Source organism: Pseudoalteromonas sp. T1lg10 (assembly GCF_002964545.1).
GTDB lineage: Bacteria > Pseudomonadota > Gammaproteobacteria > Enterobacterales > Alteromonadaceae > Pseudoalteromonas.
Window position 1 is genome coordinate 178,387 of the sequence record NZ_PQBV01000042.1, and the last position, 14,810, is coordinate 193,196.

13 protein-coding genes are annotated in these 14,810 nt (G+C 51.1%); 4 read left to right on the forward strand and 9 right to left on the reverse strand.

The genetic code is table 11. The features are described from left to right. The first annotated feature begins 20 nt into the window (after positions 1 to 20). Together C2M17_RS12055 and C2M17_RS12060 are read left to right on the forward strand one after the other, a co-directional pair. Positions 21 to 365 carry a hypothetical protein gene (locus tag C2M17_RS12055; protein WP_158677968.1) on the forward strand — a complete coding sequence of 115 codons (345 nt, stop codon included), beginning with the start codon at positions 21 to 23 and terminating at the stop codon, positions 363 to 365. 376 nt (positions 366 to 741) lie between these two features. Then, on the forward strand, positions 742 to 1,206 hold the full coding sequence (locus C2M17_RS12060) for a hypothetical protein (protein WP_105201003.1): 465 nt from the start codon (positions 742 to 744) through the stop codon (positions 1,204 to 1,206). A gap of 73 nt (positions 1,207 to 1,279) precedes the next feature. Here the strand turns inward: C2M17_RS12060 and C2M17_RS12065 are convergent, their stop codons facing one another. The 7 genes from C2M17_RS12065 to C2M17_RS12095 are packed head-to-tail and all read right to left on the reverse strand — an operon-like array spanning position 1,280 to position 8,814. Beyond that, positions 1,280 to 2,137: a sugar phosphate isomerase/epimerase family protein gene (locus C2M17_RS12065; RefSeq protein ID WP_105201004.1), complete on the reverse strand. Its 858-nt coding sequence runs from the start codon at positions 2,135 to 2,137 to the stop codon at positions 1,280 to 1,282. Positions 2,138 to 2,191: 54 nt separating this feature from the next. Next, positions 2,192 to 2,944, reverse strand: coding sequence for a gluconate 2-dehydrogenase subunit 3 family protein (locus C2M17_RS12070; protein ID WP_105201005.1), 753 nt, complete (start codon positions 2,942 to 2,944; stop codon positions 2,192 to 2,194). After that, positions 2,944 to 4,623, reverse strand: a complete 1,680-nt coding sequence (locus tag C2M17_RS12075; RefSeq protein ID WP_105201006.1) for a GMC family oxidoreductase — start codon at positions 4,621 to 4,623, stop codon at positions 2,944 to 2,946. Before C2M17_RS12075 ends, C2M17_RS12070 begins: the two co-directional genes overlap by 1 nt. 2 nt (positions 4,624 to 4,625) lie before the next feature. Then, positions 4,626 to 5,321 carry a 3-keto-disaccharide hydrolase gene (locus tag C2M17_RS12080; protein ID WP_105201007.1) on the reverse strand — a complete coding sequence of 232 codons (696 nt, stop codon included), beginning with the start codon at positions 5,319 to 5,321 and terminating at the stop codon, positions 4,626 to 4,628. A 15-nt stretch (positions 5,322 to 5,336) separates the two neighbouring features. Next, positions 5,337 to 6,575 (reverse strand): MFS transporter, encoded by a 1,239-nt coding sequence (locus C2M17_RS12085; RefSeq protein WP_105201008.1) that lies wholly within the window; start codon positions 6,573 to 6,575, stop codon positions 5,337 to 5,339. A 14-nt stretch (positions 6,576 to 6,589) separates the two neighbouring features. Beyond that, positions 6,590 to 7,645: a sugar phosphate isomerase/epimerase family protein gene (locus C2M17_RS12090; RefSeq protein ID WP_105201009.1), complete on the reverse strand. Its 1,056-nt coding sequence runs from the start codon at positions 7,643 to 7,645 to the stop codon at positions 6,590 to 6,592. Between the two features lie 5 nt (positions 7,646 to 7,650). Then, positions 7,651 to 8,814 (reverse strand): Gfo/Idh/MocA family protein, encoded by a 1,164-nt coding sequence (locus C2M17_RS12095; protein ID WP_105201010.1) that lies wholly within the window; start codon positions 8,812 to 8,814, stop codon positions 7,651 to 7,653. A 204-nt stretch (positions 8,815 to 9,018) separates the two neighbouring features. Between C2M17_RS12095 and C2M17_RS12100 the strand changes: the two genes are divergently transcribed. After that, positions 9,019 to 9,744 carry an AraC family transcriptional regulator gene (locus C2M17_RS12100; RefSeq protein WP_105201099.1) on the forward strand — a complete coding sequence of 242 codons (726 nt, stop codon included), beginning with the start codon at positions 9,019 to 9,021 and terminating at the stop codon, positions 9,742 to 9,744. Between the two features lie 16 nt (positions 9,745 to 9,760). On the opposite strand, the gene C2M17_RS12105 is transcribed toward C2M17_RS12100, so the two are convergent. Together C2M17_RS12105 and C2M17_RS12110 are read right to left on the reverse strand one after the other, a co-directional pair. Further along, positions 9,761 to 10,663, reverse strand: a complete 903-nt coding sequence (locus C2M17_RS12105; RefSeq protein ID WP_105201011.1) for a BadF/BadG/BcrA/BcrD ATPase family protein — start codon at positions 10,661 to 10,663, stop codon at positions 9,761 to 9,763. Then, on the reverse strand, positions 10,650 to 11,390 hold the full coding sequence (locus C2M17_RS12110) for a copper homeostasis protein CutC (protein WP_105201012.1): 741 nt from the start codon (positions 11,388 to 11,390) through the stop codon (positions 10,650 to 10,652). The genes C2M17_RS12105 and C2M17_RS12110 overlap by 14 nt, the downstream gene beginning before the upstream one ends. Before the next feature lie 365 nt (positions 11,391 to 11,755). Here C2M17_RS12110 and C2M17_RS12115 point away from each other — a divergent pair, with 365 nt between their 5' ends. Continuing rightward, positions 11,756 to 14,746 carry a TonB-dependent receptor gene (locus C2M17_RS12115; protein ID WP_105201013.1) on the forward strand — a complete coding sequence of 997 codons (2,991 nt, stop codon included), beginning with the start codon at positions 11,756 to 11,758 and terminating at the stop codon, positions 14,744 to 14,746. Positions 14,747 to 14,810: the final 64 nt, after the last annotated feature.

Consider the following 14,810-nt stretch of genomic DNA (forward strand, 5'->3'; position numbering starts at 1 on the left):
TTCAAGGAGTTGAGGTCATAATGGCTGGTTGGATAATGCTGTTCTTCTTATTGGCCTCCCCCTGCATCCCTTACTTGTACGCTAAACGCATGCAAGCAACCAACGCCTTTTTATTCTTTGCCCTTGTAATAGGGCTGGCGACCATAGTGCAATTTCTATTTTTCCTTTTTGCCTTGCCGTTTATGCTTATTGGCACTTTCTTGGCTCCCCAACTTAGCACGTTTGGATTTACAGAATATGTGCAGTGGCTGATTGATTTTGGCTACTGGCTTGCCGATTATATTTATATTTTGCTTATTCCCTTACATCTGGAATTAAGCCGGTTGGTTTATAGGAAGTATGCATTTTTTAGAGATACGGCGTAACCTTAGGCTTTCAACCTTGTATATTTGTCGCGGCTATATCGTCCTAATGCTTGTCTTAATGCCGGTAATGCTTAGGTTTTAGCCTAATTACTTGAGCGAGCTTTTTAGGGGATGGCGACTGCAACTCCGTGCCGTCATTTTCATTCGCAAAAGAGCGCTTAAATGACATATAAATCACCTTGTTGTGGACGCGATAAAAGGCTCGTTTTTGGCTCATAATTCATGCTCCAATCTGTCTATAGAGTATAGCTCTTATGCGGGTGATTGCTTTTAACGGCAAAGGCCTGCTTAGCACTTACTCGGAGCATATTTGGATTAGGTACAAAACTGTTCTACACTGGCTACTCAAAACTTCAATGGACGAAGAGGTAACTAAATGAAAAATATATTAATATTGGCAGCAATCGGTGCGGCAATTTATTATTTCTACAATAATAGTGAGATTTTTACCCCAGAGCGGGAAATGGTGTATGCCCAGGCTCGTATCACTTACAACTTACCAGGGCGTGAGATTGAGATGATCGGAGTGGGGCACAGATATAAGGAAGGTGCCTGTGATGCCAATCTGGTTCAGGACTTTGTGGATCAGTGCGTAGAGGAGAACTTTTGCTCCCATGTCACCTTTGAGTGCAAAGAAAGTCTGGATAAGCGCTATGCCTCCATGTTGCAGCAACAGCCGGCGCGTACTCACTATATTCATTTAAACGGTAATCGCGACGCCCGTAAAGGCGCCTTGATCTTTTGGGGTCTAACCGATCAGGAAGCGAAAAAGGTATGCACCAGCATCACCGCAAATATCAATCGCAAAAATGATTGGGATATGACCGCACAGTGTATTTAGCGAGTAGCAAACAAATAATGAAACGCCAACCTTAGGGGTGGCGTTTTTTGTGTGGGAAAAAGGCCGGGTTAGATTAGTTCTGAAGACGCGCGAGCACCTTATCCAGTCCTTGCTTTGATGCCGCTACACTTTGCAGTGGGGTCATCTGCTCGGGATATTGTTCCTGCTCTAATACCAGCCACTGAGTTTTACCCTCAGCAATCAAAGTCTGAATGATTTCATCCCACTGAAAACCATTGTTTCCTAAAATGGGGCTAAGGCCATTGTTTTTGGCGACTACCTTAATGTGCGCAGAGCGGGTACGCTGCGGGTAGGCCTTAATTAAGGCCTGAACGTCCTGTTGAGCGTAATGTACCCAACCTATATCCAGTTGCAATGGCAAGGAGTTCGAGGTGTGGGTAGCAATATAGTCCCAAAACGTCGCCTCTTTATAGGGTTCAAACTCACGTTCATGGTTATGAAAACCGATCTCCATATCGAAGTGCCGGGCTTGTGCATGAGCGGCGCTTAGTTGCTCGGTAAACTGGGCTATTCGGTTGGCATCCCAGGCACGCTCATCCCAGGGAACATACAGGGTGTTAACTCCGAGTGTTTTATAAAACAGCAGGGTGTGGGCTAGCTTTTGTTCAGTGAGGACATCAAAGCCGATATGGGCGCTGCTGGCTTGAAGACCAAGCTTGGCCAGTGTTTTCTTAAGGGCGCTGGGGTTGTCACCATAGGGGCCAAAGTCTCCGGCGAATTCAACACCGGCAAAGCCCATGTTCGCAAGTGCCTCAAGGGTTCCGTGAAAGTCGGCTTTAAGGGCCTCTTTTACAGACCAAAGCTGCACGCTGATGGGAGGGGTCTTAATCTGCGGCTGTTTTGCCGCCGTCGGCAGAGACAAAGCTAAAACACAAAGCCAAACAATAGGGTTAAAAGAAATATATTTCATTTTGAGTCCATAAAATTAGAGCCCATAAATGGGCTCTGCGGTGCGCTAGATGTATTAATCCTGGTAGGCGTAGGTACTGAGTCCGAGCTCATCTAGCACCTTATCGAGGTGGGCTTTGGCTTGTGCACTGGGCCCTGGATAGTCGCCGCCAATAGGCACATTGCCTAAGTAGCCAATGTCTTTACAGCCTTGCGGAGAGCAGAAAAACGCTCCCAACACTAAATCTTTAAAGCGCAAAAAGGCTTTACCAATGCGCTTAAACTGCTCAGGGGTTTTATCTGAGTAATAGGCGATATCGTCGATAATCGCCTGCTGCTGAGCGCGATTCAGGGCGGCAAACCTGGCCTTAAAGCGCAGTTGAGCCTCATCGTCTATCCAGGCCAGCGCATTCAAAATAGTAATGCGGTCGCGTTGTTGTCCCTCATAAGGCGCACTGACCCACTCATCAATGACAGCTGGCACTTCTAATTCCGATGCAGAAGGAATTGAGCCCTCGCGTGGCACAATCCAATCCGCTAACACGGCGACTAAAGTGAGCTGAGCTGCACTTAAAGTCAGTGGCCAAGGCGACTGCGGCGGGATCACTAAGTTTGGATCAGTACCATAGCCCGGTGCGGTAATGGGTTTCAGATCTAAATCTGGCCAATGCCCTTTGCTGCTTGCTGCAGTGACATCAAGCGCTTTGGAGCAAGCTGACGTGAGAGTGACCGCTGAACCAGCTGCTAATAAGCCTAGCCATTTGAGTGACTCGCGACGAGTCATCCCTGATTTGTATTGATAGGCGTTGTCTCTGTCTTGATGGTGCATTATAACGCTCCTTTGCCAATTTGTTCGCTGAGCCAAGTTGAGTTGCGCATAGCTAACGTCATGATCGTAAGCGTGCAGTTCTTATGTGGGTTAGACGCAAATACACCGGCATCCATAACAAAGAGATTGTCACAATCCCATGTTTGGCCCCATTGGTTAGTAACCGACTCCTTCGGTGAGCTGCCCATGCGCGTGGTGCCAACTTCGTGAATGATTTCTCCCCCTTTTGAAATCGCCTTTTCGGCAGAGGGCAGTTCACCGACGGTTGCGCCCATGGTCTCTAGGATTTGTTTAGCAGTTTTGAGGCCATGCTCAATTTGCTTAAGTTCTCTGTCTGACCATTTGAAGTGGAATTTAGACACAGGGATACCCCATTTGTCTTTCACTTCTGGGTCAATCTCCATATAGGTATCTTTGTTGGGCAGCATCTCACCGCGTAATGCGAAACCAACGTATGAGCCGTATGCATCACGAATTTGCTGCTTAAGCTCAGGACCATAGCCTTGTTTATCACCAGATACGCCGGAACCAGGTTGGCGGAAGCCGCTGCTGATCTCGAAGTGGTAACCACGTGGAAAATCAAGTTCTCCTTGTGCCTGAGCCTTATGCCCCCACCAAGGAATAAACAGGTGGTTTGCGGTATGGCCGTCTTCGTTGTAACGCGGGCGACCTTTCAAGGCAGGGATCTGTGCTCCCAACCAGGCACCTGTGCTGTCCATCAGGTTTTTGCCTATTTGGCCGCTGGAATTGGCAACACCATTGGGGTGCGCCGCGGACTTGGAATTCAACATGATGCGCGCAGACTCACAGGCGCTGGCCGCCAGGATCACCACATCGGCGCTGATGGCATGCTCGGTAATGGTTTTCTTATCCACATAGGTGACACCGGTGACCTTGCCGTTATCGTCCACGGACACGGACTTAACCATGGCATCGGTGATCACTTCCAAGTTACCCGTCTTTTTTGCCAAGGGAATAAGGGAGGTGGTGGTTTGGAATGCCGCACCTATGGAGCAGCCACTGCCACAGGGAGTGGCATAAAAACAGGCCATACGGTCGTCAAGAGGGCGGGTAAGCACAGCGCGGTGCATGGGTGCTGCAGGAATGCCAAGCTTTTTCGCAGCCGCAGCCACAAGTAACTCTGGAACACGGGGTTTGGGTGGCGGCTGCAAAATGCCTTCAGAAGACGGCGGCATATCATCTAGGCCGGTGTTGGTGCCACACACCCCGACTATGGCCTCGGTTTTATCGTACCAAGGAGCAAGATCTTGGTATTCAAATGGCCAATCAGCACCATGGCCGTCGCGGCTTTTCGCTTTAAAGTCATGTTCGGAAAAACGCAGCGAGTAGCGACCCCAGTGATTGGTGCGACCGCCTAGCATGCGCGCGCGCCACCAGTAGAAGTCGGTGCCTTCTGCCTCGGTGTAAGGTTCATCGGGTACTTGCCAGCCGCCATCTACCGTGGCGTCATAAAAACCAAAGTTTTTGTCTTTGTTGCCGGCGCCCATTAAGGGCGCTTCGCTATTGCGCTTAAACATGGGGCTTTCGGTTTTTGGGTTATAGTCGCGTCCCGCTTCGAGCATTAGCACCTTGTGACCCAGCTTAGCCAGGGTATAGGCCGCCATGGCGCCACCGGCGCCCGAGCCGACAACCAGCACTTTATGATCAAATTTTGCCATCACTACAGCTCCTTAATCTTGATATTTTTAAACCACACGCGGTCGCCGTGGTCTTGCAAGCCAATGTGCCCACCTTGGCCCTGGGCAAAGCCCTGCCAGGTAGCAAACTTGCTGTTGGCGACCAAGGCATTCCAGGTGGTGCTGCCTATCACTATGCTGGTGGTGCTGATGCCGTTTTGCCATACCTCGAGGTGGTTATCGCGCAGACGAATGCGCACATCATTCCACTGGCCAGCTACTTTATGCGCACTGCTTGGGGCTGCGAATAAATCATAAATTGAGCCCGCCAGGTGCGAGTCAACCTTGTTATCCGGGTGCTCTTTATTATCGAGAATTTGGATTTCCGGGGCATGGGAGTAGATGGCACTGCCTTTTTCATCCACAAGCACGAAAATGCCACTGTTGCCTTTTTGGGCGATTTTCCACTGCAATTGCAGGTCAAAGTCGTCATAGCTTTTCTTGGTGAGGATATCGCCGCCGCCCCCGGCGGTTAAGGTCATGGCGCCATCTTCTATCTGCCACTGTTTATTCAGGCCATCACTTTTGAAGTTACGCCACTGAGACATGTCTTTGCCGTCAAATAACAATTGCCAACCGGCTTGTTGCTCTTGCTCCGTCAACTGGTTGTCCTGCGCCCACGCACAGGCCGTGGAGCTTAGAGCGAACATTAACGGTAGGGCTTTAATCGAATTTTTCATAGTAGGAAACCCATGTTAGTCTTTACTTGTTGCTACCTGGGCGTGTGTTAGTGCGCCCTTATTGTTCTTGATATAAAAATAAAAGCCTAAAAAGGCGAAGATAAGGATGGCTGGGAACAGCAGAATGTTTCCTAGCACTGCTTGACCCGCAAGTAATTCAGCTTGTTGTGCGTCAAGATTTGCGGCCTGTGCCTGCGTACGTGCATTGTCAATCCAGCTACCAATGACTGGATTCCACAAACTCACTGCGAACATGCCGGCACCGCCGATAAGCGACATGCCCAATGCACCGGTTTTTGGCGTGTATTCAGCCACGCAGCCGAGCATAGTTGGCCAAAAGTAGGTTACACCGATAGCAAATAGCACAGCAGCCACGTAAACCATGCTGCCGGTGGCTTGGCTCATCACGAAAATACCTGCAGTCGCACATACCGCTGAGCCCAAGAGCACACCCGATGGGTTAAATTTATGCACTATGGGCCCGGCAAAAAAACGACCAATAGCCATCAAACCTGTTATCAAGGCAAGGATCATCATAGGGGATGCACCAGAAGCACCTAAAATTCGCTCAATCCATTGTTGTGTACCCAGCTCAGTGGTGGCCGTTAGCGTCATACACACCACTAAGAAGAGGTATACAGGTGAGAATAAGTTCTTCAAATTACTCAATGTTGAGTGTGTGCGAGTGTCGAATTGCGGGAATTGTGCCTTGAACATCATCAAACCATAAATGATGGTTGGTATGATGATAAGACCCACCTGCCATTGCCAGTTAAAGCCATTTGAGGTCATGGCATTTGAGGCCAGGGCACCAATGACAATGCCGCCCGGGAACCAGACATGAAAACGGTTAAGCATGGTGGTTTTGTTATTGGGATACATTTCGGCGATAAGCGGGTTACAGCCGGCCTCAACCGAACCGTTGGCGAAGCCAATTAAGAATGTTGACAGCAGCAGCGCCCAAAAGCCATCGGCGTAAATGGTCATTACCAAACCAGCGAAGTGGCAGACAAAGGCCAGCGCCACCAATTTTTTCGCACCGATGGCGTTATAGATAGCGCCACCGACCATAGTCGCAATAGGGAAGCCTAAGAAAGCCATGGCGTTTACCCAGCCAAGTTCGGTATCGCTGAGCGAAAACTGCTCGCCTAACTGACCGAGAATGCCGGCGCGAATAGCGAAGGTCATTGAGGTTACAACCAATGCAATACAGCACAGGCGAAACACAAGGCGGTTATTATGATTATTATCCATTGTGGGTGTCCTCATTAGTTAATGCCCAAAATGCGTTTGTTGCGTTCGCTGTCGGTACTGGCCCCGGCGAAATCATCAAATGCTTTGTCGGTGGGCGTGATCAGGTGCTTGGCGATAAACTCAGCTCCCTCGCGAGCGCCCGACTCGGGGTGCTTGATGCAGCATTCCCACTCCAGCACAGCCCAGCCGTCGAACCCGTACTGGGTCAATTTGCTGAAAATGGCACCAAAGTTTATCTGGCCATCGCCTAGGGAGCGGAAACGTCCCGGACGCGCTTGCCAGTCCAGATAACCGCCGTACACACCGGCGCGGCCGCTGGCATTGAACTCAGCGTCTTTGACGTGAAAGGCTTTAATGCGTTGGTGATAGATATCAATAAATTGCAGATAGTCCAACTGTTGTAAGACGAAGTGACTGGGATCGTAGAGGATATGCGCCCGTGGATGATTATTGGTCGCCGCCAAGAAGCGCTCAAAGGTGGCGCCATCGTGTAAATCCTCACCGGGATGCAGTTCATAGCAGACATCTACTCCGGCCTTATCGAAGGCATCCAAAATCGGCAGCCAACGTTTTGCTAATTCCTCAAACCCCTGCTCAACCAGTCCCTGCGGGCGCTGCGGCCATGGGTACATGGTGTGCCACAGCAGCGCGCCGGAGAAGGTGGCGTGGCTTTTTAAGCCCAGACGCTGACTCGCCTTGGCGGCCATCAGCAATTGCTCCGTAGCCCATTTTTGCCGCGCCTGAGGTTGGCCCTTAACTTCATCTGGAGCAAAGTTATCAAACATCTCATCATACGCGGGATGCACGGCAACCAACTGGCCCTGCAGGTGGGTGGACAACTCTGTGATACACAGCCCGGCATCCTTGACGATAGCGTTTATGGAGTCGCAATATTCCTGTGACTGCGCGGCTTGCTCAAGGTCAAATAAGCGCTTGTCGCCACTGGGTATTTGCACGCCCTTATAGCCCAAGCTTGCGGCCCAGCGACAAATGTTAGGCAGGTTGTTAAACGGTGCTTCATCGCCGACAAACTGGGCAAGAAAAATGGCTGGTCCTTTAATTTGTTTCATACGTTTTAGTGATCCATTGTGAAAGGGTGCCACTTGCTGTCTTGCTTAGACGCCGCAACGGCATTGTAAATAAACGCCATGCCACGAACGGCCTGGTCGATGCCGGGTACATCAAATGCCTCGTTACTCGAAACCTGACCCGCCTTGTACGCGCTGATCTGCGCCGCAAAGTTGCGGTAAATATTGGCAAAGGCTTCGAGGTAACCCTCAGGGTGGCCCGCGGGAGTACGCAGTGCCGTCATGGCGGCCTCACTCAGGGGGCCTACACCAGCACGCAACAATTGCGCGGGGGCATTATGGGGGCGAAGCCAGAGACTATTGGGGTCCATTTGTGCCCACTCCAGGCTGGCATGTTCACCATAAATGCGCAGGCGCAGATTATTTTCCTCGCCGACAGCGATTTGGCTGGCCATTAGCACGCCTTTGGCACCATTATTGAAACGCAGTAACACGGTGCCATCATCATCTAAGGCGCGCCCCGGCAAAACCTGGTTAAGATCGGCACAGAGCTCGGTGATGGCCAGGCCACTGACATACTCCACCAGGTTGGCGGCATGAACGCCTATGTCACCCATACAGCAGCTAATGCCAGACGTGTTGGCATCCAAGCGCCACTTCGCCTGTTTGCCTTGTTCATCCGCCGCTTGCGACAGCCAGCCCTGAGAGTATTCCACTACCACCTTGCGAATGGCGCCAAGCTCACCGGAGATAACGCGCTGTTTGGCCTCTTTGACCATGGGGTAACCTGTGTAGGTATGGGTCAAACCGTACAGGCTGGTATTTTGTTCAAGCAAGTTAGCAAGCTGTTGTACTTCAGCAAAGGTGAGAGTAGCAGGTTTATCCGAGAGCACATGGAAGCCGTGTTCTATGGCCATTTTAGCCACCGGGAAGTGCAAGTGATTGGGCGTGACGATGGCGATAAAGTCGGCGCGTTTATCCGCCGTTAGCTGGGCTTCCCCCGTGATTAGGCTTTGATAATCCCCATAGCAACGCGCCGGGTCCAGCCCGAGTGTTTGTCCCGTACTTAGGCAGCGCTTTGGATCTGAACTAAAAGCGCCGGCGACCAAGTCTATTTGCCCGTCTAGGCGAGCCGCAATACGGTGTACCGCGCCTATAAAGGCACCTTCACCACCGCCGACCATGGCCATTCGAATTCGTTTGATACTCATCTAATATTTCCTATAAGCAGGGTGCTAGCGCTCGGGTGTAAAACAGGGTTGAAAAACACCGTGCTTATGAGTTTAGTTAACATCGTGTTATCGATAATAGGGAAGTGGGCTGCTTGGGGGATAATAAAAATTCGGTTGACAATGCAACAAAATCGGCGTTTACAATAAAAGCACGAGCCCCTTAATTTGAGTATGCGCAAGCCCATGGAACGTACCGAATTTCTACATAAAGTCGGCGTAAATCAATTGATTGCCGCTTTTGATCTGATCCCCGACATTCTTTTTTGGGTAAAGGATACCGACAGTAGAATCCTGCATGGTAATCAACACTTTATCGAGCACCAAGGGTTTAAGTCTCTCGACCAGATCCTGTTTAAAACGGACTTCGACTTTTCCCCTAAACACTTGGCGTTTCAGTATGTGAATGACGATAAGCGGGTGATGCAGGGGTATGTGGTGACCGACCGCTTGGAGCTGAATTACACGGACAGGGGAGAGCTCGGCTGGTTTTCTACCTCCAAGCATGTGCTAAAAGATGAGCAAGGGAAGATCATCGGCACCTATGGCGTAACGCGCCATTTGCAAAAAACGTCCAAGGCTTTGTCGCATGTGAAGGCCATTGAGGCGCCGGTGGAGTATATTCGCAGCCATTTTCATCGCCATATAGGCATCGAAGAGCTCGCCGAGTTGGCGCACCTATCGGTGAGTGCGCTGGAGCGTCGCTTTAAAAAGCATCTGGCAAAAACGCCCAACCAGTACATTAACGAAGTGCGCCTTGAGAATGCCCGCAAACTGCTGGTGGAAACGCAACTGCCGGTGTCGCAGGTGGCGTACCAATGTGGCTTTGCCGAGCCCAGCTATTTCAGCAAACAGTTCAAGCGCCTCTTTGGTGATGTGCCTTCCAAGCTGCGGGAAACTATCGAGGGTTAGATTCTGCAAACAGACCCTAACCCCCTAGTCTATGGTGCAACAGCGCAATCGCGCCACTTTCCGGTGTTGCCTGCATGGGGGTGAGCAGGTCGCGGTATTCATCGCTGAGCCAGGGCTCGAGTGCATGAGCAACGCCGCCCATCAAACAGATGCGGCTAAAGCCTTGATGTTGTAAATGGTCGATATAGCGAGATACATAACAAGCGGCTTGGCTGAGGAGCGCTTTCCCCAAGGTTTCATGGCCATGACGAAACACCAAAGGAGCAAACTGGGCAAAATAGCCCGGCGTGGCATTAATGCTTTGCGCCGTAAGCTCTCCTGCGGTGTTGCAATGGGTGTATTGCAACAGGGCGTCACTCAAGGGGCATGAAACTGTTAGACCATCCAGTACCTCCAGTGTATGGCGCACCAGGTTTAGCCCTAGCCAGGCACCGCTGGCGCCGTCGCTTAGCAGCAGCCCGTGGCCGCCAAATTCAAGCATCCGGCCTTGGTCTATGGCGCCGGCACAAAACCCGGTACCGATAATGATTACCGCGCCCTTACCGGCTTGATGAGCGCCGGCACAGGCGATATGCATATCCGTGGTGATATCCAAGCGCGCAAATGGATGTTGCCATTGCATCATTTTGTTTAAGGCCGATGGCACTGAAGCCCCGGCCAAGCCTGCACAGGCATGGATGGTGTTTAATTTCTCAAGCGGCAAATCGGCGTACATCAAAGCACGCACAGCAGCCTCGGTGATCGATTCCTGGGCCTGATTGAAGGAAGTTGCTATGTTGGCGGGTCCCGATGTCGCTTCGGCGAGGAATAAGCCATTGCTATCTTCAAGGCGCACCTTGCATTTACTGCCACCGCCATCAATACCGAGATAAAGCCTGGGAATGCTGGGCGTTTGCGTATCCTGTTTAGTCTGTTGCATCTAGTATTGCCTCGAGAGCCGAATGTGATACCTGGTCTTGCGCCTTGTGTACGCCGCAGTAACTGTGCAGTGAAAGAGGACCGCCTTCACGCGCTAGGGTTTGCCAAAGGGCTCCGGCATTTTCCGCCGTCACCCCGCCGCCTGCGACCACTTCAATACGGCCGCCGGCATGCCTTACTAATGCCCGTAGGCGTTCTATCCCTGCCGCGGCGCCCAGGCCACTTTGCCAGGGAGTGCCGCTGCTGAGCACCCGGTCTAACCCGAGGTTTATCAGGGTATCCAGGGCGTTGAATTGATTGTCGATGGCATCAAAAGCACGATGAAAGGTGCATGTGAGTTCAGCTTGTTTAGCCTGTTTCACCAGGGCCTCCACTATTGGAGCGTCTACTTTGCCCGCTACGCTCAGGGCGCCAAAGACGACCCCAGTGGCGCCATGGGCGGCGGCCGCTTCTATGGCGTTAAGCATCTGCGCTAAGGTTGACGTATCCACTCTAAAGGAGTGGGTATTGGTGCGGATCATCACAAGTAGCTCGGTATTTGCCGTCACTAACTCACCGGCAAGTGTCATGGCCTGAGTACTCGGTGTGGTGCCGTTTTGGGCCATGTTGGCGCACAACTCAATGCGCCGAGCACCACTGTTGCACACCACAGCAAGGTTCTGTCTAAGCATCTGGAGGTTGTCCGCATTCAGACAAACTTCAAGAATTTTACTATTGTCGGCGTTCATTGATCCCCCTTGCTGTGTTTTGTCTTTTTGTCACCGTTTCAATATTAATTGTTTTGTAATCTTATAAATCCTTTTTAATCATGTTGTTATCGTTTTTATTTTGATTCTGGGTTAGCCATTCTTATAGGGTGTGCACTATAAATCAGGCCGTAGTTAATTGGATCTTTTTTTAGTCTATACGCCGATTTTGTCTTAGAGCTCACCGAATTTATATTATCGCTCCAACTGGTCATGACTCTATTCTGTGGGCAAGTTTTACAAACTATTAACTTGTGAAAAGTAAGGCAGTAATAGGAACGTAGGCGACATTTCTCGTCAGTCTTTTGTTTGGCGAGCAACAATAAGAAAGATACTTGGAGACTGAAATGGCCAACAATAAGAACAACCGACGAGGCGCGGGTCATGCGCAGCGGTTCACAAAGTCTGCACTGTTTTTAGCAATGATGGCGGCGGGAAATGCAGCCTATGCCGACCCCAGCGTCGAAGAAGACGAAGATAAAAAAGAAATAGAAACCATCGAAGTACGCGGAATACGTGCTTCAATGGCAGAAAATATGGCAATTAAACGCCTGTCCAATGCCATTGTCGATGCCATTACCGCCGAAGACATAGGCAAGTTTCCCGATAAAAACGTCGCCGACTCTTTGCAGCGAGTTCCCGGTATCGTTATCTCCCGCAGCGGCGGTGAAGGGGAAAACGTTAGTATTCGCGGTTTGTCATCGGATCTGACCTTTACCCAACTCAATGGTAACTTTATTGCCTCGTCTCCGGGCTCACCGTCACGTTCATTTAGTTACTCCTTACTACCTTCGACCATGGTGCAGTCCGTGGAAGTATTTAAGTCCTCAGAGGCGCGCTTAGATGAAGGTGGGGTGGGTGGGACCGTGATTATCCACAGCCGTAAGCCATTGGATATGGATGCCAATTCTGGCGCCCTAAACCTCGAATACACCTATGCCGATGTCACCGAAAAATACGAGCCCAACTTCAACGGCGTGTATTCATGGAAAAATGATGACGAGAACCTGGGTGTGTTAGTCGGTTATTCTCGTCAGGACCGCACCAACCGCTCGTTAGGCGGAGATATGAGTGGCGGCGGTGGCTGGCGCTGGGCTACCAGCTCAGATCTACCCGCGGTTGATACCCAGGGCAATGAAATTATCGACAGCAGCCGACGTTTCGCCGCCCTAGAAGATGCTTATGGCAATGTGTATGACGGCGTCTGGACGCCTCAGGTTGCCGGCGTTGGGGTAACCAAAGAAAAACGTGAGCGTGAAGGGATTCAAACCACCTTGCAGTGGCTACCCATGGATACCCTGGAACTGACCTTTAACTACTTCCATTTTGAATTGGGTCAGGACAGAGCGACCTCGCAAATGTGGATCCCGGAATGGAAATACAACCCCAATCACCTGGTTGGGGTTGAGCTTGATCAGAGCGGCACCATAGTGACGGGCATGGACTTTACCACGGGCGCCGGTGGCACTGAGGGAAATATGGAATTCCCCTGGATTATAGGTAGTTATACCCTTGAAGAAGACACCTCAGACACCTATGACTTCGGCTTTGAATACAGCGGCGACGTCTATGACTTAAAAGGTAAATTTGGTCGCACCAAGGCCAGTGGAGGCCCGTCTGAATCTTGGCGTGCGGCGTACAAAAGTGGCCAGCCCGCCGGTCGCAGTGATTCCGGCCGGGTGGAAAATGCAGCGGCCTTTGCCGGCTGGCGTTTGGGTGACCGCGTCTCCTTGTATACGGATCCAGCCCTTCTGGATAACCTGCTGGGGGGTGTTGCCGGCGACCCGGATCCGGGCTCGACCGGCTCGAGTTATATCGTCAGTGATCTGGAAGAAGATTATGGGCAGTTGGATTTTAGCTACCATTTGAGCTCGGGTTGGGTTGATACCCTGCGGGTGGGGGTGAAACACCGTAAGACCAGCTTGCACCGCGAAACCAATAACACCTTCTTTATCACCCAAGAGGGGGCGGCGGGCATCGCTAACGGTACACTTGATCCATTTAGCCAAGGTGCCATCGACGAGGTTTCCTACCAATGGATCGGTGGCATGCCAAACCTGGAAGATGTGCTTAATAGCCGTTCAGAGCAGAACATTCCCGGTGGTTTTGATGTTAACGTCATGCCCACCATTAACTGGGACAAATACCGCGATATCGTCACCAGTGAATACGCCAACTACACCCGCAAAGAGCCGGATTTTGTCTTTGATATCGAAGAGAAAATCACCGCCGCCTATGTGCAGGCGGATTTTTCCTATGAAAGCCTGCGCGGCAATGTCGGTGTCCGTTACGTAAAAACCGAAACCGATATTATGTCTTCGGACAAGATCAATTTCTTCCTGGACGACATTGATGATGTCACTCAGGAAGACATTCTTGGTGAGCGCCGTTTACTCGATGTGGAAGAAACCATTGGCCGCACCTCCACCGACCATCAATTCTTACCCAGTTTAAACCTGGTGTGGGATGCCACCGACAACCTGGTGCTGCGCGCCGCTGCGGCGAAAACCATGTCGCGCGCCCCATACAACGATCTAGGGGCTCCGGAGCAACTGACCTTTATCTCTCAGGAGTGGGCCGACGATCGCCTGGAATTCCGTGGTAACCCGGTTGAGCCGGGCTGGCAGGGATCTGGTGGTAACAAGGATTTAAAACCCTATGAGTCGGTGCAAACGGATATCTCCGCCGAATATTATTACGGGGAGGGCTCTGCGGTTGGTATCGCGCTGTTTAACAAGGACGTAGATAACTTTATCGTGCCCTTGATTATCACCTCGGTACGTCCTTTTGACGGTTTTACCAACCCCAATACCGGTGAGATGATCGTGCCCGAAGGGGAGATCACGGTGACGCCCTTTACCACCACGGCAAACGGTACCAATGCTACCTCGCGCGGTATTGAGATATTCGCCCAGCACGCCTTTGATAACGGTTTCGGCATTAACACCAACTACACCCTCAATGACACCAACCAGGCGGATGTCAGTGTCGATGGTGAAAAGGTCGGTGAGTCTGCTCTGGTGGGCAGCGCCGATAACCAGTTCAACTTCTCTGCTTACTTTGAGAACGATACCTTCAGTGTTCGTGCTTCCTACAACCGTCGCGGCAAGACCGCACTGGGCCTTGCCGATGGCTTGACCGTCTACCAGGAGCCCTACCAACAGGTCGACTTAAACGCTTCCTATAGCTTGATGGATAACCTGTCCTTTAGCGCCTCGGTGATCAACTTGACCGAGGAGGAGCCAAGAACCTTTTATGGTGAGGACAGCAAGGCCAGGTTGCGCAGCAGCAGCTACAGCGGTCGTCGCTACTATGCCGGCTTAACGTATCGTTTTTAATTAACTCATTATGTGACATGCGCATCTTGGCCCGAATTGATGGCAAGAAAGAAGAGCAATAATG

Excerpts from the sequence above, each read along its gene's own strand:
- C2M17_RS12090 (WP_105201009.1), bottom strand. The coding sequence starts at position 7,645 with ATGAAACAAATTAAAGGACCAGCCATTTTTCTTGCCCAGTTTGTCGGC.
- C2M17_RS12075 (WP_105201006.1), bottom strand. The coding sequence starts at position 4,623 with ATGGCAAAATTTGATCATAAAGTGCTGGTTGTCGGCTCGGGCGCCGGT.
- C2M17_RS12095 (WP_105201010.1), bottom strand. The coding sequence starts at position 8,814 with ATGAGTATCAAACGAATTCGAATGGCCATGGTCGGCGGTGGTGAAGGT.
- C2M17_RS12105 (WP_105201011.1), bottom strand. The coding sequence starts at position 10,663 with ATGCAACAGACTAAACAGGATACGCAAACGCCCAGCATTCCCAGGCTT.
- C2M17_RS12060 (WP_105201003.1), top strand. The coding sequence starts at position 742 with ATGAAAAATATATTAATATTGGCAGCAATCGGTGCGGCAATTTATTAT.
- C2M17_RS12055 (WP_158677968.1), top strand. The coding sequence starts at position 21 with ATGGCTGGTTGGATAATGCTGTTCTTCTTATTGGCCTCCCCCTGCATC.
- C2M17_RS12070 (WP_105201005.1), bottom strand. The coding sequence starts at position 2,944 with ATGCACCATCAAGACAGAGACAACGCCTATCAATACAAATCAGGGATG.
- C2M17_RS12065 (WP_105201004.1), bottom strand. The coding sequence starts at position 2,137 with ATGAAATATATTTCTTTTAACCCTATTGTTTGGCTTTGTGTTTTAGCT.
- C2M17_RS12080 (WP_105201007.1), bottom strand. The coding sequence starts at position 5,321 with ATGAAAAATTCGATTAAAGCCCTACCGTTAATGTTCGCTCTAAGCTCC.
- C2M17_RS12110 (WP_105201012.1), bottom strand. The coding sequence starts at position 11,390 with ATGAACGCCGACAATAGTAAAATTCTTGAAGTTTGTCTGAATGCGGAC.
- C2M17_RS12100 (WP_105201099.1), top strand. The coding sequence starts at position 9,019 with ATGGAACGTACCGAATTTCTACATAAAGTCGGCGTAAATCAATTGATT.
- C2M17_RS12085 (WP_105201008.1), bottom strand. The coding sequence starts at position 6,575 with ATGGATAATAATCATAATAACCGCCTTGTGTTTCGCCTGTGCTGTATT.
- C2M17_RS12115 (WP_105201013.1), top strand. The coding sequence starts at position 11,756 with ATGGCCAACAATAAGAACAACCGACGAGGCGCGGGTCATGCGCAGCGG.